At 62.4% G+C, this 19,081-nt stretch carries 16 protein-coding genes; 6 read left to right on the forward strand and 10 right to left on the reverse strand.

The genetic code is table 11. From position 1 onward, the window contains the following. Positions 1–8: 8 nt before the first annotated feature. Together ligA and PLL20_05350 are read right to left on the reverse strand one after the other, a co-directional pair. The gene (ligA, locus tag PLL20_05345; GenBank protein HPD29398.1) at positions 9–2,042 is read right to left on the reverse strand and encodes an NAD-dependent DNA ligase LigA; all 2,034 of its coding nucleotides are present in this window, start codon (positions 2,040–2,042) and stop codon (positions 9–11) included. Between the two features lie 116 nt (positions 2,043–2,158). Further along, positions 2,159–2,533 (reverse strand): cupin domain-containing protein, encoded by a 375-nt coding sequence (locus PLL20_05350; protein HPD29399.1) that lies wholly within the window; start codon positions 2,531–2,533, stop codon positions 2,159–2,161. Between the two features lie 355 nt (positions 2,534–2,888). Between PLL20_05350 and rfaD the strand changes: the two genes are divergently transcribed. Both rfaD and PLL20_05360 read left to right on the forward strand, forming a co-directional pair. Further along, positions 2,889–3,833, forward strand: coding sequence for an ADP-glyceromanno-heptose 6-epimerase (gene rfaD / locus PLL20_05355; protein ID HPD29400.1), 945 nt, complete (start codon positions 2,889–2,891; stop codon positions 3,831–3,833). Positions 3,834–3,971: 138 nt separating this feature from the next. Beyond that, complete coding sequence (locus tag PLL20_05360; protein HPD29401.1) at positions 3,972–5,261, forward strand: hypothetical protein; 1,290 nt, start codon at positions 3,972–3,974, stop codon at positions 5,259–5,261. 62 nt (positions 5,262–5,323) lie between these two features. Here PLL20_05360 and PLL20_05365 read toward each other — a convergent pair whose 3' ends face one another. The 5 genes from PLL20_05365 to PLL20_05385 all read right to left on the reverse strand — a co-directional run bounded on the left by PLL20_05365 (position 5,324) and on the right by PLL20_05385 (position 12,665). Beyond that, positions 5,324–5,557: a hypothetical protein gene (locus PLL20_05365; protein ID HPD29402.1), complete on the reverse strand. Its 234-nt coding sequence runs from the start codon at positions 5,555–5,557 to the stop codon at positions 5,324–5,326. A gap of 94 nt (positions 5,558–5,651) precedes the next feature. After that, the gene (locus PLL20_05370; GenBank protein HPD29403.1) at positions 5,652–6,956 is read right to left on the reverse strand and encodes a lactate racemase domain-containing protein; all 1,305 of its coding nucleotides are present in this window, start codon (positions 6,954–6,956) and stop codon (positions 5,652–5,654) included. Between the two features lie 37 nt (positions 6,957–6,993). After that, the gene (locus PLL20_05375; GenBank protein ID HPD29404.1) at positions 6,994–8,403 is read right to left on the reverse strand and encodes a hypothetical protein; all 1,410 of its coding nucleotides are present in this window, start codon (positions 8,401–8,403) and stop codon (positions 6,994–6,996) included. Positions 8,404–8,665: 262 nt separating this feature from the next. Further along, a complete protein-coding gene (locus PLL20_05380; GenBank protein ID HPD29405.1) occupies positions 8,666–10,357 on the reverse strand; it encodes a glycoside hydrolase family 28 protein in 1,692 nt (563 codons plus the stop codon). Positions 10,358–11,114: 757 nt separating this feature from the next. After that, entirely contained in the window at positions 11,115–12,665 is a 1,551-nt protein-coding gene (locus PLL20_05385; GenBank protein HPD29406.1) for a hypothetical protein, read from the reverse strand. Positions 12,666–12,922: 257 nt separating this feature from the next. On the opposite strand from PLL20_05385, the gene PLL20_05390 reads away from it, so the two are divergent. The 4 genes from PLL20_05390 (at position 12,923) to ffh (ending at position 16,466) form a co-directional block, all read left to right on the forward strand. Continuing rightward, positions 12,923–13,516, forward strand: a complete 594-nt coding sequence (locus PLL20_05390) for a hypothetical protein (protein ID HPD29407.1) — start codon at positions 12,923–12,925, stop codon at positions 13,514–13,516. A gap of 168 nt (positions 13,517–13,684) precedes the next feature. Continuing rightward, the gene (locus PLL20_05395) at positions 13,685–14,209 is read left to right on the forward strand and encodes a DUF4143 domain-containing protein (protein HPD29408.1); all 525 of its coding nucleotides are present in this window, start codon (positions 13,685–13,687) and stop codon (positions 14,207–14,209) included. 142 nt (positions 14,210–14,351) lie between these two features. Continuing rightward, positions 14,352–14,957 (forward strand): hypothetical protein, encoded by a 606-nt coding sequence (locus PLL20_05400; protein HPD29409.1) that lies wholly within the window; start codon positions 14,352–14,354, stop codon positions 14,955–14,957. A gap of 75 nt (positions 14,958–15,032) precedes the next feature. Next, complete coding sequence (ffh, locus tag PLL20_05405; GenBank protein ID HPD29410.1) at positions 15,033–16,466, forward strand: signal recognition particle protein; 1,434 nt, start codon at positions 15,033–15,035, stop codon at positions 16,464–16,466. 203 nt (positions 16,467–16,669) lie between these two features. Here ffh and PLL20_05410 read toward each other — a convergent pair whose 3' ends face one another. The 3 genes from PLL20_05410 to PLL20_05420 all read right to left on the reverse strand — a co-directional run bounded on the left by PLL20_05410 (position 16,670) and on the right by PLL20_05420 (position 19,073). Beyond that, on the reverse strand, positions 16,670–17,824 hold the full coding sequence (locus tag PLL20_05410) for a hypothetical protein (protein HPD29411.1): 1,155 nt from the start codon (positions 17,822–17,824) through the stop codon (positions 16,670–16,672). A gap of 123 nt (positions 17,825–17,947) precedes the next feature. Next, positions 17,948–18,436, reverse strand: coding sequence for an Hsp20/alpha crystallin family protein (locus PLL20_05415; GenBank protein ID HPD29412.1), 489 nt, complete (start codon positions 18,434–18,436; stop codon positions 17,948–17,950). A 34-nt stretch (positions 18,437–18,470) separates the two neighbouring features. Next, positions 18,471–19,073 (reverse strand): NAD-binding protein, encoded by a 603-nt coding sequence (locus PLL20_05420; GenBank protein ID HPD29413.1) that lies wholly within the window; start codon positions 19,071–19,073, stop codon positions 18,471–18,473. Positions 19,074–19,081: the final 8 nt, after the last annotated feature.

The raw sequence follows: 19,081 nt of genomic DNA on the forward strand, positions 1-19,081 counted from the left end.
CTGTGCTGTCACCCAGCGCCTGCCCGGCGGCGGAATTCGGTCTCGTCGATGACCTCGACGCCCAGTTCGCGGGCCTTGTCGAGCTTGGAGCCGGCCTCGGCGCCGGCGACAACAAAATCGGTCTTCTTGCTGACCGATCCGGCGGGCTTGCCCCCCAGTTGGCGAATCAAATCCTCGATGTCCTTGCGGCCATAGTGCTCCAGCGTGCCAGTGACGACGATGGTTTTTCCGGCAAAGGGCTGGGAACCGGGTTTCGCCTTGCGCGGCTGGGTCATATTGACTCCCACGTCGCGCAGATGGGCGATGGTCCGCCGGCCTTGCTCATTGTGCAAGAAACCGTAGATGCTCTCGGCCAGCTCGGGCCCGATGCCTTCCACTTGTTGCAGGTCTTCCCGCGACGCGGCAATCAGCGCGTCCATCGAGCCGAAATGCTCGGCAAGATCGATGGCCGTGCTCACGCCGACGTGCTGAATGTTGAGTGCCGCCAGAAGCCGAGCAAGCGGATTGGCTTTGCTTTTCTCGATGGCGGCCAGCAGATTGTCGGCGCTCTTGGCCCCCATTCGTTCCAGAGCGATCAACTCTTCGCGGCAATCCTTGAGCCTGTACAGATCGGCAAACTCGCGAACCAGACCGCTGTCGACGAGTTGCCCCGCCAGCACGTCGCCCACGCCCTCGATGTCCATCTGGTCGCGGGCGCAGAAATAGCGGAGACGTTCCTTGATCTGCGCGGGGCACGCCGGATTAACGCATCGCAAAAACACGCCGCCTTCATCCCGGACGGTCTCGCTGTCACACTCAGGGCACCTAGCCGGCGGCCTGATTTCTCTCGCATCCGGCGGTCGGGCCTCGATATCCACCCCGACCACCTGGGGGATGATCTCGCCGGCCTTCTCAACGTAGACCATGTCGCCGACGCGCACGCCCAGCCGCTCGATCTGGTCAAAGTTGTGCAGACTCGCGCTCTTGACCGTCGTTCCCGCCAGGAGCACCGGCTCAAGGTTGGCCACCGGCGTGATGGTCCCCAACTTGCCCACCTGAAAGCGGACGGAATGCAGCTTGGTCCGGGCCCGCTCGGCTGCATATTTGTAGGCGATACACCACCGCGGCGAACGGCTGGTCGCGCCCAGTCGCTCGCGCTGGTCGAGTCGATCGACCTTGACCACCATGCCGTCGGTGGCATAGTCCAGCGAACCCCGCTTACGGTCCCACTCCCGGATGATACCGATCACCTCTTCGACGTTCTTCGCCCGGCGCATGTACGGACTGATCGGGATGCCCCAGGCCTTGAACGCCTGGAAAAGCTCGTATTGCGTGTCACACTCCAGCGGGTCGACCTCTCCGAAACCGTGGGCCGTAAAGCTGAGTTTCCGCTGGGCGACGACGCGAGAGTCGAGTTGTTTGAGCGTCCCGGCCGTGGCATTGCGCGGGTTGGCGAAGGTCGGCTCGCCGGCCTCCTGACGCTTGCGGTTGAACGCGTTGAAATCGTCCAGCGGCCAATATACCTCACCTCGAACCTCGAGCAGCCGTGGGATGTCCCTGCGGAGCAGGCCGCCGTCGGCCGTCAGGATCAGGGGGATTGCCCGGATGGTCCGGGCGTTTGCGGTGATGTCGTCGCCGCGCTCGCCATCACCCCGCGTTGCGGCCTGCACCAGCCGGCCCTCTTCGTATCGCAGCGAAATGGCTACCCCGTCAATCTTCGGGTCCACCACGTACTCGTATTTCTCTCCCCCCAGCCCCTTGGCCACCCGCGCGTCAAACTCTCGAAGCTCCGCCTCGTTATAGGTGTTGTCAATCGACAACATCGGAACGGCGTGAGTGACCTGTTCAAAACCCTCCAGCGGCATTCCGCCGACTCTTTGCGTCGGCGAGTCGGGCGTGACCAGGTCGGGAAACTGAGTCTCAAGATCCTTCAGCTCCTTGAAGAGCTTGTCGTATTCCAGATCGGAGATCGTCGGTTCGGCCAGCACATAGTAGCGGTAGTCGTGCAGGCGTATCTCGTCACGAAGACGAGCGATTCTCTTTTCGGCTTCGGACTTGGTCATGAGGCAACCGGACCTGATTGGAGTTCTCAGTGGTCAGTTCTCAGTTTTCAGTCAGAAGCCCGGTTTGGATGTCTGAACTGAGTACTGACGACTGAAGACTGACAACTGTCTTCAAGTTACTTCGGACACGCACAGTTCTGCTCCGACGGAATCAGGCAGATAAACTCCACCGGTTCGTTGCCGGTGTTGCAGAATCCATGCTCGACGTTCGGCGGCACGAAGATCACGTCGCCCTGCCTGAACGGCCGGTCGCCCGCGGGGGTCTTGGCCGTACCGCTACCCTTGAGGACCAGGATTTCGTGCTCGTACGGATGCTCGTGGTGCGGGGTGCAGCCGCCGGGTTCGACCTCGAAATGCCGCATGCAGAAGTTGCATGCCCCGTCGTCCTGGCCGATGAGGATGCGGATGCGGGCCCCCTTGGCCCCCGGCATGTTCACCGGCTCCTGCCGGTGGGCCTTGATCTGCTGTATCTTGATGCTTTCGCCTGCCACGATCGGTTTCTCCCTTCGCTGTCCGTCCTTCCCCCGCGTATCTTTGGCAACAGCCCGGCAAATGCACTTTGCCGTTTCACAATCCCTACGTCGGCGGGAGGCATCATATCACAGACGGCGATACGAATCACCCTTGATGCAGCCGCGACACTGCGTTCGCGTCCAAGCCTCGGCCATCATCGTTGCGAGGTACGCCGGTTCGGCATTGCGGCTCGGAGGCTGGTAGGTACGACACGGGTTTGGACGCCTTCGCCGGATTGCGGCTGCTTCAAGGCATCGGTTTTCTTGCATCTTGTCCCCGTCACCGATAAGTTGACGCTGATTGATCTTACGGGCGCTGGGGAGCGATGGTAACATGTATCTGGTCACCGGCGGAGCGGGTTTCATCGGCAGCCATATCGTGCGGGCCCTCAACGACCGGGGGATCACCGAAATCACCGTGGTCGATGACCTGACCCAGTGCTCGCGCTTCGCCAACCTGGCCGACTGTCGGATCGTCGACTACCTGGACCGCAGCGAGCTTCGCGGACAACTCGACGCGGGCACGTTCACCGCTGCGGTGAAGGCCATCTTCCATCAGGGCGCCTGCACCGACACCATGGAGACCGACGGCCGCTATATGATGGACAACAACTTCACGTTCTCCAAGGCCCTGCTTCAGTTCGCCCTCACCTGCCGCGTCCCATTTATCTATGCCTCCAGTGCGGCCACGTACGGGGCCAGCCCGGTCACGCGCATCGACCCCGCCAACGAGCGGCCGCTCAACGTCTATGGGTATTCCAAACTCGCGTTTGACCAGCATGTTCGCCACGTGCTCCCCGCCGCCGGCAGTACCGTCGTGGGCCTGCGGTACTTCAACGTCTACGGCCCCAACGAGGCGCACAAAGGCCGCATGGCGTCGATGGTGTACCAGATTTACCGTCAGCTCTCCCAAACCGGAAAGGCCCGTCTGTTTGAAGGAAGCGGCGGGTATGGCAACGGCGAGCAGCGGCGAGATTTTGTGTTCGTCGGCGACGTAGTCAAGGTTAATCTGTTTTTCGCCGAGGGGCCGGTTCGCAAGGGGATTTTCAACGTGGGTACCGGTCGCAGCCGGAGTTTCAACGACATCGCCCGAACGCTGATCAAGCTGCGAGGCGGGGGTGAAATCGAGTACATCCCGTTCCCTCGCGAGCTGGAGGGCAAATACCAGAGCTTCACGGAGGCGGATCTGTCCGAGCTGCACGAGTCCGGGTATACCGAACCCTTCACGGGTCTGGAGGAGGGCATCGCGCAATGCGTCAAAGCATGGTCGGCTCAATGAAAAAAGTGTCGGGGCCGTCCCCCTGGCGCAGGAAGACGAGCTGTTCGCAAGAGCCTCCAAGTCCGGCGTGGGCCGTTTGATCGGGCCCAAAGGGAATGCCCCGATCCTTACTTGAGCAGACAAACCGGAGTCACCCGAATGGCGCGGGTCTACCAGGAATTCACGTACCAGTTCCCCCCCGACGGCTCAGCCTATCCCGAGCATCTCGTCGACGTGCTTTGGGAATGGGCGGAATACAACGCCGCCCAGGAAATGCCAGCGGAAGTTTTCCGTCCTCGCTCGAAGGCTCAACTCGCAGCCCTCGTCAACCCGGCTTTTCAGGCCAGCCTGCGTACCGAGGAGCGCCGCCCGGTTCGGTTTCGGGCCTTCCTGTCGGATTTGCCCAGGGAGCTGACGGTTCGATTCGTCACGCCCTTGCTCTACAACATGACCGAATTGGTCAAGATCGCGCCGACCGTCGACTCGGCCCACCGCGCGATCGTCGTGGTCCCCCGCACGGGCGACTCCGATCAACTTGAGATTGTGGGCATTCGCGACCCGACGTTGTCGCCTTCCGAGCGGTCCCCCAAACGTCCACGGTGGGAAGACCTGCTCGGACTGTTTGTCAAACACTACGAATGGACGGTCTCGGTGTTTGGGCCGGGGTCGATTCTCGTGCAGACGCTCGGCTTTCCTATCGAGCTTCGACACGGACGCATTCGCTGCCCGTTTCCGGTGCATCGGATCAAGCACGTGCGTCAATGGTATCGTGAAGCGACCGCCGAAGGCCGGCTGGGCGATCAAACGATCGCCTCGGCGCTGCTTGGGCAGGTCTGGCAGAGCATCCTCAGCGAAGTCTGCGAATCACACCGCGGAGGAACCTTCCTGATCGCACCCGACGTGCCGGTGCGTGATCTGCCGCTGCGAATCAAATACCGGCTGGATTCCAACGTCTTGGTCGAGACTCTCCAAGCTCGGATGACCGTCGAACCGAAGCTTTCACACCATTTGTATGCGGGCAAAGAGATCGAAACCACTGCTCTCGATGACGCCCACTGCCTGCAGCGGGGCCTCGTCCGGACACAGAACCTGCTCGCTGCGCTCAGCTCTGTCGACGGCGCGGTGGTGCTGAATCGTGATTTGCACATCATTGGTTTCGGCGCGGAGATCACCTTGAGTTCACCTGCGACGACCGACGAGGTGATCCACTTCGGCCGACATCCCGATCCGGTCGGCATTCCGCCACCGAGGCCGCTGCTGGACTACGGCATGCGCCACCGCTCGGCCTACCATTTCTGCCAGGCCGTGGCCGGAGCCATCGCCTTCGTCGTTTCCCAGGATGCCGCCATCACGGTGTTCTGCAACACGCAACGCGATCCGCGCAGGGAGGAGATCCAGGCGGACGTCGAGATGTACCAGGGATTGACGCCGGAGCGGTGGCTGATGTAGCCAGGCTTCAGGCATCGGGGTTCAGGGCTCCGCGAAAGCGGGAGTGGAAACGACTGATGGCGTCACCCTTGGCGATCCGGCGTGTGGGCGGCTAGAACCCGCTCGATCTCCTCGGCCGACATCCCGCGTTCGACCATTGTCCGCTTGAGGTCATTCTCGGAGAGGGTCTTGCGGATCTTGTACCAGAGCCCGCCGGCAACAACCACGATCGGTATGGAAAAGGCCCCGAGGATTGCGAGCTGATCGGGACTCGGCCAATTGTGGCCCGACACTGCCTGATACAGCATAGCGAGCATAGAGGGTACCTCCAGAAGCGTGGTCACGGGTCGCATCGCTTTATTTCACCCGAGCGGCCATCTTCACTGACCGCTGAACCCCGAACCCAGGACCCTATTTCCCGAACTTGCTCATATCCCTCAGCCGATACAGGATTTCGCCGGCCTTGGGCAGATACAGCACCCCTTCGTCCTCGCGTCCTGCGTAGTCGGCCGGGTTGATCGAATCCGGGTTCAGGTATCCGAGGTTGATCCGCCGGCAGCGTTCCTCCGGGATGCGGGTGGCCAGGACGACATTCACCCGCGGCCACTCCTTCCCGCTCTCGTATCGGCCGACCCCTTTGACGTGCGTGCTGTGTGCGAGCACCCCCCAGGGAAAGTCCTTGAACCGGTCCCACTGCTTCACGAAGTAGTCGCGAACGTGGTAGCCGACCTGGTCGAGCACCTGGCCGTGGGAGTATGAGACTTCGTCGATGTGCGGCGCGTAAATAATGAGCGTGCCGCCGTCGGCCACCACCGGTTCGAGCTTGTACATGCACTTGCCGGCCGTCCAAATGTCGTCGTACATTCTCGGCGCGCACGACAGCACCGTATGGTAGGGCTTATCGCGGTAAACGATCTGCAGTTCTTCCGACAGCTCCGTGGCCGCGTGCCATGCCTCCCGGACCGGCCCGGCAAACACGCCCCGGGCCTCGTGTCCCTCGACGACGTAGCCGATCAGGCTGCGTTCGATCGGTACCATGTCAGCGGCGGCCTCGATGGCCGACCGCACCGGCGTGTTTCGCGTGCCGTTGATGACCGGGTTGGTGATCAAGGCCCCGAGCCAGTGGGTGAAGTTGATGATTTGCGGGGCGGCGATGCCGGGAAACAAGTACTTGTGTCCGCCCGAAAACCCGACGACCTCGTGCGGGAAGATCGGCCCGCAGATCAACAGGTGGTCGTAGTCGAAAACCATCTTGTTCAGCAGCACCGGGACGTCCAGGCTGAGCATCCCGTCGGATAGCTCCTCAACCTTGCGCCGGTTCAGCGTACCCACCTGTTTGAGGACCGACGGATCGTTCCAGCGATGATTGTATACCCCGATCTTCGTGAACTTCGCCAGCCGGTCCGCCGTGCTTACCTGTAGCAATTCGGCGATCTTTTCGTCCGGCATGGGGGCGTGCGTGCCCAGAGCGATCAGGAAGTCGAGTTGCCTGGCCCGCCGCCCGAGCATCTCGGAAATCAGCCGGAAAAAGGTGCCCGTCGGCCCGCTGCGCGTGTGGTCGGGGATAATCGCCAGAACCCGCCGCCCATCGAGCGAACGCGCTTCGAGTAGCTCCTCGATAAGCGAGCGAATGCGCGAATCGTCGAGCGGCGGCCCCGTTGAAACCTGCGAAATCACCATGTCATTCAGCCCCAATGCCCGTGCGGCAGACGCCAACCGCACATCCCGGCAGTATTCAGTGTCAAAACGAGGGTCATCGCTCCGCGGCCGGCGCGGTCGTCGTGGCCGACCGGCTCAACTGGTCTTTCCGGAGAGCCTCCAGAAGCCTGCGGGGTGCCGCGCGTTCGGGGGGCATCTTGTGCACCGCTTGGGTCATATCGGTCATGCCCGCGGTCTCGTCGCCGCTGCAATACTTGGCGTAGCCCAGCAGAAAGCGAAGACGGAAATCGTCAAAGCGAGCGAGGTCGGCCTGGAGTTCCTTGATTCTCTCCTTGACCATCGCGACGTCGGGCAGCAGGCTGTTGAAATCCTGCCGGAACGTGGCCGGGTCCGGCGACAATTCCACGGCCAGCAACAGACTGTTCGCACTGCTGCTGTACTCGCGGGTGGCCAGTTGCGCGACGGCGCGTCCCAGAAGCGGAACCGGGCTCTTGGGGGCGACAACGCGGGCCAGGTCGTAGCTCGTGGCCGCTTTCGCGTACTCACCCGCCTTGAGATGGGCTGCGGCTATCTCGAGGTGTTTGCCGGCGGCTGCCTCGAGCGTTGCGGCCGTCGCGATTTCCGGTTGGCGGGCAACCGGCGTCGCGACCGGCGTCTGATCGCCGCCCGCAACCGGCGGTCGGGCCGCTTCGGGCGGCGTTGTGATCGGGCGGAGGAGGCTGCCTCCCGGGGCCTCGGCTCGCCGTTCAACAGACCGCCCGGGGCCGCCCTGTAGAATCAGATCCAGCGGAGATTCGGTGCCTTCCGGCAGCAATCTGAGGCCGTCTTCTCGGCTGCGTGGCAGCGCCAACGGTGGCGTCGGTGCAAGCAGCTTGGTACCGGATTGCGGCGCAGCCGTCACAGGGGCCGGCTCGGCTGTGCCTTCCCAGGGCAAACGCGGGAGCTGAAGCGTTTGAGATCCGCTGCCGCCCATCGGCATCTGCCGATAAGGAGTCAGGCTTTGATCCAACGGCCCGGCAGGACTCACGGGGTTGATCTGGATCGGGCTCATCGGCTCAATAACCGGACTCCCAGGCCGTCCCTGCTGGGAAGCCGCTGCCGGGGCGGCGTAATCCACCATGAAACGCGTCTGGCCCGCCGGCGGCTGCGTCAACCCGGATGCCGGCTGCATAGTTCTTGGCAGGGCGAACCGGTCTTGTAGCGGGCTTCGCGAAATGTTGCTTGATGGAACGTACGTGCGCAGCGGCTCGGGTCGATACCCATAGCTGGGCCGAGTCACACCCGTGCTCTGGGGAAAACGCAGGTCCAGTGAATGTGGCACGCTTTCCAGGCCGAGCGAGCTATACCCACTGCCCACGTTCTGCCACCGTTGATCATACCGCTGCAAGCCCTGGGGCACTTGATTGGCGGTGCTGTTCTGCTGGGCGACGGTCGATTGACCCATCGCGCTCCCTGCGGACAGCAGCAGCGCCGGCAAAACGGATGCATAAGACATTCCTCTCATGTTCCACCTCTCGGCGGCGCCGGTAGCCTGTGATACCCTCCTGGTATCGGCACAAGGCTGAGGGCAAACGGAGTTCAAACAGGCATCCTTTACTATTATAGCCGATTTATCGGTACTTGGCCGATCGCTGCCTTGACGAGCCGAGGGGTTCATCCCGTCGGTCTTCCAGCCCGTCTCAGCAGGTTGTGTCGGGCACCATGCCCACGGCTTTGCGTGGACATGCTCGTACTCCGCTGGAAGTGCGATGCTTGAGCCGTTTTGCCTAAGGTTCCTGGCGGACTGCGGATGGCTGCACGTCCGGTGCCCGTTCAACAACCTGGTCGGCATGGCGTACGTTGTTGGCCGTCAGAACGATCCCGCCGCTTTGCTCGCCTTCCAGACGCACGAACGTCCTGACCGGGTCCGAGACGCTGCAGCCGTGGATAAACGCCTGCTTCGTCTGGATCAGGCGAATCAGTTCATCAACGCCCTTGCCCGCCGCGCGAAAGCCGTCCAGTTCCAGGTCTTCGACGTCGTCGCACACAACAGCCGGGCGATGATCGGCCTGCTCCAGTTCAAATCGCACGCCCCGCAACACCAGCCCGCGGGCATGTCGGGCGTACAGTCCGTAAGCCGGGAGCGTCCCGAACATGTAGTACTCAGGGTACTCGTCCTCCAGCTCCGGGATGTCCCGGCGGGCAGCTTCGCTTGCCGTACCGCCGCCGGCGAACACGATCCGCACGTTGCTCAGCACGACGTTCTCCGGCGGATGGCCCGGCAAGCCGGTGATCGAAATGCAGGAGCGCCGCGTCTTGGCGGACGGCTCGCTGGTCACGCCGCCCAGGACAAGTGGCGGCGGGCTCTCGGGAACACGAGCCGTCACGTTGCTGATGATAACGTTCCGCAAGGTGCCCACCGGCGGCGGTGCCACACGCTTGTCCACCTTGTGCTCGGCCTGCTGCCTGGCCCCCAGGTAACCCAACCACTGTGCCAGCCGGATCGAGATCGGACCGGTCACGTTGTCCATCACCAGGTTCGAGAACACGACGTTGTCCAACGAGCCACCTTCCACCATTTGGATTTTGATCCCGTTGTGGAACGTGTCGCGAATCACGCAGTTCGACATGGCGATATTCTTGAACGGGCCGTCCGACTCCGGGCCGATGCGGAAGGCCGCACAGTAGCTGCTGATCAGGCAGTTGGTGATCGCGACATCCATCGCCGAGCCCTTGAGTGCGATCGCGTCGTCCTCGCAGTCGAGGCGGCAATCCGAGATCGTGACGTTGCGGCAATTCTCCAGGTCGATGCCATCGTTGTTCAGGTTCGCCCGGTTGTTGATCACAAGCCCGGTGATGCGGATGTCCGCACAGTCGATGTACTGCGAGCACCACGAGCCCGAGGCCTGGAAGCACAGGCCGTCAACGGTGATATCCTGACAATTGACGAACCGCACGAGCATGGGACGATGCGTGGTGTCGCCGGGAGGGTACAGATGCCCTTGCCCGTTGATGGTCCCGATTCCTCTCAGACAGATCTTGGATGCCTTTTCGGCGTAGAGCAGGCACTTGTTGAAGAACGGGTAGTACTCAGGCCCTTTTGTCTTGTCGGAGTAGTCCGCCAGTCGCCCGCTGCCCAGCAGCACGGCTTGCGGGGCCAGTTCCAGGGTGACGTTTGACTTCAGGAACACCGTTCCGCACAGGTATCGGCCGGCCGGCACGTACACGATCCCGCCCGAAGCATCCGCGCAGGCATCGACGGCCGCCTGGACCGCCGCTGTGTCCAGCGTCTGGCCATCGCCCTTGGCGCCGAAATCCCGCACGTCGAACACGTGCCTGCTATAGCCGCTGACTTGCGTTCCGCGCTCACCCCCCGCGGCTGCGATGCAGCACAACATCATCGCTACGGCTGCAGCCCGTCCAACGATGTCGCTACCCAGCAGTACAGAGGGGACACAGCTCCTTTTCCTGACTTCCATATACCCCTATCCTACCCTTCAGCTTATGCCACCACGAGCTCGTGTGTTCCTTGCGGCTTGATTTGTCGCGTCCTCAATTGGGCGGCGGCTCGGCTGCTGCTCCAGAAGCCGTAAAACGATGCGGCCTTGGTATACGTGCCGGCCGAGGCCTGACAGCGACGCCCGGGCCGTCTGCCGGCCTACTGCCCGATACCCAATTACCGGCACATGGTACTCTGGGTGAGGGCTGACGGCGAGTTTGCCGCCTTCAGTTGCTGGTTTCCTCACACCCCAACCATGCGCCGGCAAGCGGACCATCATACCGTCGACATCGGGCATCCTCACCAAGGGCAATTGCCTTGACAAGCGGCGCGGCGTTCGACCCCCGGATCTGAAAAGATGTCAACAGATGCGATTCTCATAACCGTACGACTCCACCGGGTGTTGCGGGTGACTCCAGACAGATGGTCGAGTTGCTGCTTTGGTACGGGCACGATTGCGACGGAAAGGATTCAGACGGCTGTATGCCTCTGTAGTTTGCCGTACGCAAGAGTTTAGAGAAGGTTTTGGAAGTCATAGCAGCAAAGGGTACCGATGCGAATGCCTGTGACAACAGTGGCAAGAGCGTTGCTGTTGCCGCGGCAGAAGGTGGACATGCGGCAGTCGGCGATCTTCTGAGGCGACTGGGATCGAAGAGGTGGAACGACGGGCATGAATGGCAAGGCGCAGCAGGGCACCCTCGCAGGGAGGGGCGTACTCTGGACTCAGCGCGGAAGCATCAGGTGTACACGAACTGGGCCGTTGCCACGCACGGCCGGTCGGCTCGCAGTCTCACCCAATGGGCGCTGAAGCCGGCCGGGAACTCGTGACAGGCGTACCCGGCGGCATCGACCCTCAATTGCACATACGGAGCCCACGTGCCGTTACCCAGGAAGTCGACCTCGACGACGAAGTCTACGGGTTCGGCCGCCCGGTGCGCCACATGCAGGCACTTGTGCTCGAAGCCGGTCATCAGATATGGGTCCGAGGGTTGGCCCGGCTGGATCGGCGTATCCCGCCACGGCCCGCCCCAGCCCTGCGGCTTGCCGAAGCCCCACAGATCGTCAGTCTTCCCGAACCACAGGTTTGACTGCGGCTCGCCGACCAGGTGAGCGTTGCCGGTGCAGGCCGTGACCTGGTTGCCCGCCAGCACCAGCAGGCCGCGCCACGAGCAGAAATCAGGCACGATCCGCATGTGCCGACAGATGGGCGTGACGCCGTGGACCTGCCCGCCGTAGGCCAGGCGCGGCAGTTCATAGAACAACCCGTGCATGTCCATGAGGAACCGTTCGGTTTCCACCTCGCGAATCCGAGGCCACTCGGTGTACCATGCCTGATCGTGCGTGTGGCTACCCTTCGGCAGGCGGTACCTGGACCATTTCCCCCGGTTCAATACGCAGAGCATAACTGACGCCCGGTCCCAGCCCGTCGCGAAGGCGTTCGCGTGATCGCCCATGGGCGTGCCCGCGACATCGTTGAACGCCGTGCTCTCGATGATGTCCCACTCGCCCCGGCCCTTCCATTCGGCCAGGCGGCCCCCCGTCGAGACGCCCTCGGTTTCGTCGCGCTCGTGGTAGGTGTTGTTGGCGACGATGACTCGGTCGCCGGCGGTGAAGCCGCCCTTGTAATGAGGCTTGAAGCCATCCGGCAGCTTGAGGTTCTTGTTGAGTGTGAACAGCAGCTCGGTCTTGAGCGTCCGGATGTCCACCTCGAAGAAGTGCGATTCCATGCCGAGGACGTAAACCTTGTTGGCCGGGTCTTTCAGATGCCGCATGGTCGCGGTGAGCCGGTAGTCGGTGAGCGCCTCGATCGTGCGAACCTTGTTGTCGGTGTCGATGACGTGAGGCCCGACGATCATCTGCTCCGACTCGGCATGCACGAAGCGATTGGCGTATGTCCCGACCACCGAGGCCGGGTGCTTGTGGACCCGCATGTGCTCGTCCACATAGAACAGCCCCGTTCCGCTGCCGGTGGTGGAAGTGTGCGCGGTGTAGGTGACAAACCACAACCGGTCGGCCCAGGGCATGAGTGCCCCGATTCCCGATTCGCTGCGCGGGCCGTTGAGGCCGGCGCTGACCCCCAACCGCGGAATGACGCCGCTGATGACCAGCGGGCAGTCCGATTCCATGCCCTCGATCTTCCGGTTGACGGCCGCATCGCCTGCCAACCTGTCTTGATCGTCCTCGGCGGCTTGCGCGGCCTGCGAAGCGCCAACCCCCGCCGCCATGCCGCCCATGGCCACGGCCTTTTCCATAAGATCGCGACGCGTGACCTGCGAATCTTTCTTCATCGACCAACTCCTGCCTGCTCACCGGAAATGAGCGATTGAACCCGCCTTGCCGGTTCCTCGGTGGGCAGCAAGTCGTTCACACGGAAGAACCTGCAGACCGACCCGAAGCCCCCTGAGTCTAACCTCGCCTCCGTCAGCGACAACCTTGTTACCGGACAGGCGATCATTGTGGTTGATTCGCGTTGGCTCATTTGCCAGAATACGTACAGTCGCATCTCATGCGGAAAAGGTAATTCCTCGATTGCAGGGGAAAGAACATGGGTTCCCGTTGCCCTCATCTTCTTGTCGACATCGCAGTTCTCTTTCTGACGACAGGTTCTGTTCTTCCTGCCTTTGCCAGTAAGGTCAGTATCTCCAGTCTGCCAGTACTCAGTTCCTCGGTGCTGGTCGCCGACGACACGACGCAGTACACAGTGACACTCACGGCCAGCAGTGTGGCGGGCTACAACGACATCACCAGCGTCCGCATCCTCTTCAATATGACCGAGTCCGGGCCGGACACGAACAACGGCCGCGGCTACATGGCGTGGGGCGCGACTGACGCGGACATCACCAACTACGGCGGGTCCTGGGTTTTCGCGGACGCAACCGGAGGCGGGCGATGGGCTTATCGCACCGACACGTGGGGCGGCACGACCTACATCACGCCGCTGGGCTGCTCGGTGTCCACGGCAGGTGCCGCCACCGGGGCCACCGGCGCTCGCACCGTCACGCTCACCTTCACGCTCAAACCGGCTTGGGCTCACAACCCGGTCTTCAACGTCGCCGACGGACGGCGACGTGGATCAGGGCGACTTCGGTCACTTCCAGGCATGTCTCAGCGGCACCGCCGTCACACAGAACGACCCTGACTGCCAAGATGCGAAGCTGGACGGCGATACGGATGTCGACTCAGAGGACCTCGCCGTCTTCCTGGGCTGTCTCAGCGGTCCCAACTCGCCGCCGATCCAAGACTGCCCGGACTGACGAGCATCTTGCTCTGTGCGGGCCGTTCAGGACAAATCCTGGAACTGTCCGGCTTGGCCTCTGATGCGGGGGTTTCACACACAACCGCCCGACGATGGTTATCGATTCTCGAAGCGAGCTTCGTGGTCTTTCTTCTGAGGCCGTATCACCGCAATTTCGGCAAGCGGATCATCAAGTCACCCAGACTGTACTTCGTCGACACGGGGCTGCTCTGTTACCTGCTGCGAATCCGGAATCCCGAGGAACTCAGCTTCCACGCCAGCCGCGGCCCGGTGTTCGAAACCTGGGTGGTTTCGGAAGTCCTCAAGTTGTTTCACAACCACGGCCAGGTCCCCGACGTCTACTTCTGGCAAGACTCGAACGGGCGTGAGGTTGATCTGCTCATCGACTTGCCAGGAACCCTCGTGGTCGTTGAGGCCAAGTCCGGCCAGACGGTTGCATCGGATTTCTTGAGGGATCTGACGCAATGGAAGGCCACTACCGGATGCCTGGACGCGCGGGCTGTTCTCGTCTACGGCGGCGACGAGTCATACACACGCCAGGATGTTTCGGTGATCTCCTGGAAAGACTGGGCATGATCTCAGGCGTGTCCACGGCGTTTCACGTTGGCCGGGCCGCATTTGTGGCTTTCGCGTTTCCGGTTTATGATGTTTGCTCTGCGTGGGCGGGTGGTGCCGGGTTCGTCGGTGCCAACGCTCCGTGCCAACAGGAAGTGCTCGCATGGCGATTCGTTTTGCATGTCCATCCTGCCGCCAGCCTATCGAGGTCGACGATGAATGGGCCGGCCAGTCTGTCGGCTGTCCCTATTGCCGCAAGGTCATCACCGCTCCGGCCGTCAGTTCCTGGCCTTCTGATCAGATCCCCATGGCTAGCCCTCTTCGCGAGTCGCCCGAGCCGGTGGTGCCTGCGTCTGGATATCCCGTCCGCTCGCCTGCGCAAGCCGCCAGCGCCGCTCCCTGGGCGCTCACCATGGCGATCACCAGTGCCTTGCTGTCGATCTTCGCTTCGCTGGTCTGGCTCGGGAATCTGGCGCGGGTCCTGACCGAGAAGGCCGGTCCCAATGCGACCCAGGAAGAGCTTGCGAAGGTCTACTCTAACATGATTGCCAGCGGGCAGTTGCCCCATTCGCCGTTGGCCACGGCGGCGGCGGTCGTCGGCACTCTGTGCGGCATCGGCGGCCTGGTGTTGGCCATTCGTACTCTCCTATGGCAGCAGCCCCGTCGCGGAATGGCTATCGCCGCCTGCATCATCTGTGTCGCTTTCAGTTGCTGTGGCGGGTTCGTCTTGTTGACGAATCTCGCCGGCCGAGCAGCCGTCCAGCCGTGAACCAGCCGCCATCTGTCGCAGGGCGTGACGGCTGACGGTTTGTCACCGCCGCCGCGCCCGTCTATCATATTCCCCATGTTTGAAGCTCTGACACAACGATTCAGCGAGGTGTTTCAGAACCTTCGCGGACGCGGCAAGATCACCGAGGCCAACGTCGCCGAGGCCATGCGCATGGTTCGGACGGCGTTGCTGGAGGCGGACGTCCACGTCCAGGTGGTGCGCAAGTTCTGCGATGAGGTACAGGCCAAGGCCATCGGTGCTCAGGTCATCTCTTCGCTCAAACCCGATCAGGTGCTGGTCAAGATCGTCCATGACGAGCTGGTCAGCCTCATGGGGCCGGTTGATCCGCGCATCCCCTTTGTGACTCCCGGTCCCACTGTCATTCTGATGGCCGGCCTTCAGGGTTGCGGCAAGACAACGACCTGCGGCAAGCTGGCCAAGTACGTCATGGCCCGCGGCAAACGCCCCTTGCTCGTCGCCGCCGACTTGAAGCGTCCCGCGGCTATCGACCAACTCGAAGTCATCGGCGGCCAAGTGGGTGCGCCCGTCTACACCGAACGGGATCATGCCCATCCTGTTAAGGTCTGCCGCAACAGCATCATCGAGGCCCGCAAGACCGACCGTGACGTGGTTATCCTCGACACCGCCGGCCGTCTGGCGATCGACGAGGAATTGATGACCGAGATTGCCCAGATCGAGCAGGCGACGACCCCGCACCAAGTCTACCTCGTTATCGACGCGATGACCGGCCAGGATGCGGTGAACACCGCACGGCATTTCAATGAGCGGCTGGAACTCGACGGTCTGATCCTGACCAAGTTCGATTCGGACACCCGCGGCGGCGCCGCCCTGTCCGCCAAGACGATCACCGGCAAACCCATCAAGTTCATCGGCGTGGGCGAAAAGCTGGAGGCGCTGGAGGAGTTTCACGCGGAGCGAATCGCCGGGCGCATCCTGGGCATGGGCGACATCGTCAGCCTGGTCGAGAAGGCCCAGCAGCAATACGATGCTCAGGAGGCCGCCAGGCTTCAAAGGAAGATGGCCACCGGCTTGAACCTGGAGGATTTCCTCGGCCAGCTCAAGAAGATGAAATCCATGGGGTCCATGAAGGATCTCATGAAGATGGTTCCGGGCTTGAGCACCCAGATGCCCGACATGGAAGTCGACGATTCGGAGCTGGATCGCTACGAAGCCATCATCCACTCGATGACCCCCAAGGAGCGTCGGGATCCGAGCATCATCGAGGCCTCGCGCCGCCGCCGTATCGCCGCCGGCAGCGGGACCGACCCCAAGGACGTCTCTGCATTGATCAAGAGCTTTGCCCAGGTCCGCGACATGATGAAGGTCATGAGCGGCATGAGCATGCTTGATCGCATGCGATCGGTGGGCCACATCGCCAAGATGGCTGCCAGCGGCATCATCCCCAAGATCAAGGCCGGCTCAACTTTCAAAAAGCGCCGCGAGACCCAAAAAGAGAAGCGCAGACGCCGAAAGAAGCACCGACGTTAAGGGTTCAGAGTTCGGGGTTCAGGTCCGCCGAAGGCGAGACTCGCCGTGGCGAGGTTCAGCAGGAGCGGCTTGCAGCGGCAATTCTTGACGAGCCGAGGGGTTTATCCCCTCGGTCTTCAACGAGCGTGGACCGGCCCGCCACGGTGGGATTCGCTTCGCTCAACTTGCGGCCGCGATTCTCCGCTCGATCGAGAATTCCTTCCTCAAGGCGTGTTTTGCCCGTAGGCGGGGTGCTGGGTTGCCGTGTTACTGCTTGCCGCCGTCAGCAACGCCAGTCCCAGCATGTCGCCGCCGCCGCTCGACGGCTCAACGCGGCGAAGCCGGATAAGACGATCCCGAACCGCAGGGCAATAGATCGCCAGACGGGCCCACCGCATGACCTGTGCTTTGTGCGCGTTCACGCCGCTTTGTCCACCGATATGGTCGGCGACCGAACCGTCCGGCCGGATCACCCTGGTCAGCAGGGTTTTCTCCAGGCCGTCGATGTCCCGCTTGTCAAAGACGATGCCGCGCTCGTAACAGAGCACGATGAAGTCAGCGTTGATCGCGGCGTGGGACACATCCTCGAACTTGGTGCCTGAACCGTCAAGGGGTGGGCGATACTCCCAGGCCAGGGCCCCGTCCGGTTCGACCCGCAGACGATTCTTGAAGAATCTCGCCAGCCGCTCGATAAGCTCGCGATGATCGGGTTTTCCGGTCGCGTCGTCGATGTAGATCCATGCGCGAGCCAGCGCGTTCTGCATGTTGAGCGGCAAGTGGGTCCGGTGAACCGCACCGTACAAATGCGCCTCATCCTTCGCGGGACCGGGCCGGTAGTCGGGCTCATGAACCGCCACCGCCTGTTGGGCGGCGGCAAGGTATTCGTTTGCCTTGGCGGCGTACCCCCTGTTCAGCCTCGGGTTCTTTCGCACGACCGCCGCGAATCGAGCCAGCGGTTCGCAGATCATCCCGGTGTGGACCGCCCACACGTGCCATCTGCCGTCGCTGTATTTGCTGGATCCCCAGGCCGGTTTGACCGTTCCGCGATACTCATCACGGCGATCGTGTTGGTCGTCACGCGCCTTGAGAACATGGTCGGCGAGTCGAACGAACATCTCCGCGTATCGCTCGTCTCCCGTGGCGGCGAGCATCTCGACGAGTGCCGACATCACGTAACTGTCGCCCCAGGCGATTCCCCCGGCGGCATTGTCGGCCGGCTGTGTCGTACTGGCTCGCAGAATGGCATGTGCCTGCTCGTCGAAATTCCTGATCAGCCAAGCGCGGTGGTCCTCGCGAACATCGGCCGATCCGGCTGCCGAGGCTGTCAACAACACGGCCGCCGACAGGCAACCACAAACGAACTTCCTTCTTCGCTGCATTCCGTCGGCCTCAACGATTCGTCTCTTCCGTCGCAACTGGTGCCCGTCTTGCGCGCATGTTTCCGCGTCACAGTGCGCTTTGGGGTCACGGCCCGCAAAAAGGCAGTCCGCCCTGGAGCAGTCTCAGGTCGTCGGCGGAGCCTCATCAGGCGTTCGGATCGGGATCCGTACATCTTGGGGCCCCGTCCCCGTGGCTTTGGGCAGTGTGACGGTCAGCACGCCATCGGTCAGGACAGCGGCGACCTCGTTGATCCGCACCGGTCCGGGCATATTGACCAGGCGTTTGAAACCGCCGTATCGTCGCTCACTGTAGATCACCTTTGGAGCCGAGGCGCTGTCCGAAGCGGTGGCCGAAAGCTTGTCGCCGACGATCTGCAGTGTCGTGCCGACGGCCGTCACATCGATTGACGAGCGCGGTACGCCGGGCAATTCAAGGGTCACGCGATAGCAGTCGGCATCTTCGGTCAGTTCCACCGGCGGGGCCCAGTCCTGCCCGTCCAGGGGCCCGGTGTTTACGCCGCAGTGCCACCATCGCTCGACGAGGTTGCTCAACTCAGATTGCAGTCCCTCGAGAGAAACCTTGCTCGGAAGGCGAAACGGGAATCTCGACATGTCTCATCTCCTCACCACGCCGCTCGGCGCCTGATCAGCGTGCCGGCGAGGCCGGCCCCGGTTTGCCGATCTTGCGGAGCAGCATCTCGTAAAACTGCCTTGCGACGACTTGTTCGGCCTTCACCACCTCGTCAGCCCCGTACTGGGCGGCTTGCATTCCCGACGAGGCATGGAGAGTCCGAGCGACGATATAGATACTCGGGTTCAATTGACGGGCCAGTCTGGTCGCGGCCAGAACCGCCTCCTCGTCGGGGACGGTCAGCGCCAGGATTGCCGCACTTTCGATGCCTGCGGCGCGCAGCGTAGCCTCCTCGGCAATGTTACCTTCGATAACTTGCCGGCCGATGCGACGCTGGGCATCAATGGTGGCTCGGTTGGTCTCGACAACCACGTATTCGATGTTGTGGCGGTCGAAAATGTCCGCAATCCACCGCCCCGCGAGTCCGAAACCCGCGATGATCACCTTGCCCAGCTCACGGCCGTCGGCCACGCGGCCGGGGAGCGGCTCAGCCACGCGAACGGAGACAAACGTCCCGTCAGGCCAGTCTACCTGCGCGGTCAGATGAATTACTCCCTGGGAGTAGACGCCCAGGTACTCGTTCTGTCGCTGGGCACCGGTATCCGGCTGATCGCTCATGAGTTCGC

The sequence above is a fragment of the Phycisphaerae bacterium genome (assembly GCA_035384605.1).
Classification (GTDB): Bacteria; Planctomycetota; Phycisphaerae; order UBA1845; family PWPN01; genus JAUCQB01.

Excerpts from the sequence above, each read along its gene's own strand:
- ligA (HPD29398.1), bottom strand. The coding sequence starts at position 2,042 with ATGACCAAGTCCGAAGCCGAAAAGAGAATCGCTCGTCTTCGTGACGAG.
- rfaD (HPD29400.1), top strand. The coding sequence starts at position 2,889 with ATGTATCTGGTCACCGGCGGAGCGGGTTTCATCGGCAGCCATATCGTG.
- PLL20_05360 (HPD29401.1), top strand. The coding sequence starts at position 3,972 with ATGGCGCGGGTCTACCAGGAATTCACGTACCAGTTCCCCCCCGACGGC.
- PLL20_05365 (HPD29402.1), bottom strand. The coding sequence starts at position 5,557 with ATGCTCGCTATGCTGTATCAGGCAGTGTCGGGCCACAATTGGCCGAGT.
- PLL20_05375 (HPD29404.1), bottom strand. The coding sequence starts at position 8,403 with ATGAGAGGAATGTCTTATGCATCCGTTTTGCCGGCGCTGCTGCTGTCC.
- PLL20_05380 (HPD29405.1), bottom strand. The coding sequence starts at position 10,357 with ATGGAAGTCAGGAAAAGGAGCTGTGTCCCCTCTGTACTGCTGGGTAGC.
- PLL20_05385 (HPD29406.1), bottom strand. The coding sequence starts at position 12,665 with ATGAAGAAAGATTCGCAGGTCACGCGTCGCGATCTTATGGAAAAGGCC.
- PLL20_05390 (HPD29407.1), top strand. The coding sequence starts at position 12,923 with ATGGGTTCCCGTTGCCCTCATCTTCTTGTCGACATCGCAGTTCTCTTT.
- PLL20_05400 (HPD29409.1), top strand. The coding sequence starts at position 14,352 with ATGGCGATTCGTTTTGCATGTCCATCCTGCCGCCAGCCTATCGAGGTC.
- ffh (HPD29410.1), top strand. The coding sequence starts at position 15,033 with ATGTTTGAAGCTCTGACACAACGATTCAGCGAGGTGTTTCAGAACCTT.
- PLL20_05410 (HPD29411.1), bottom strand. The coding sequence starts at position 17,824 with ATGCAGCGAAGAAGGAAGTTCGTTTGTGGTTGCCTGTCGGCGGCCGTG.
- PLL20_05415 (HPD29412.1), bottom strand. The coding sequence starts at position 18,436 with ATGTCGAGATTCCCGTTTCGCCTTCCGAGCAAGGTTTCTCTCGAGGGA.
- PLL20_05420 (HPD29413.1), bottom strand. The coding sequence starts at position 19,073 with ATGAGCGATCAGCCGGATACCGGTGCCCAGCGACAGAACGAGTACCTG.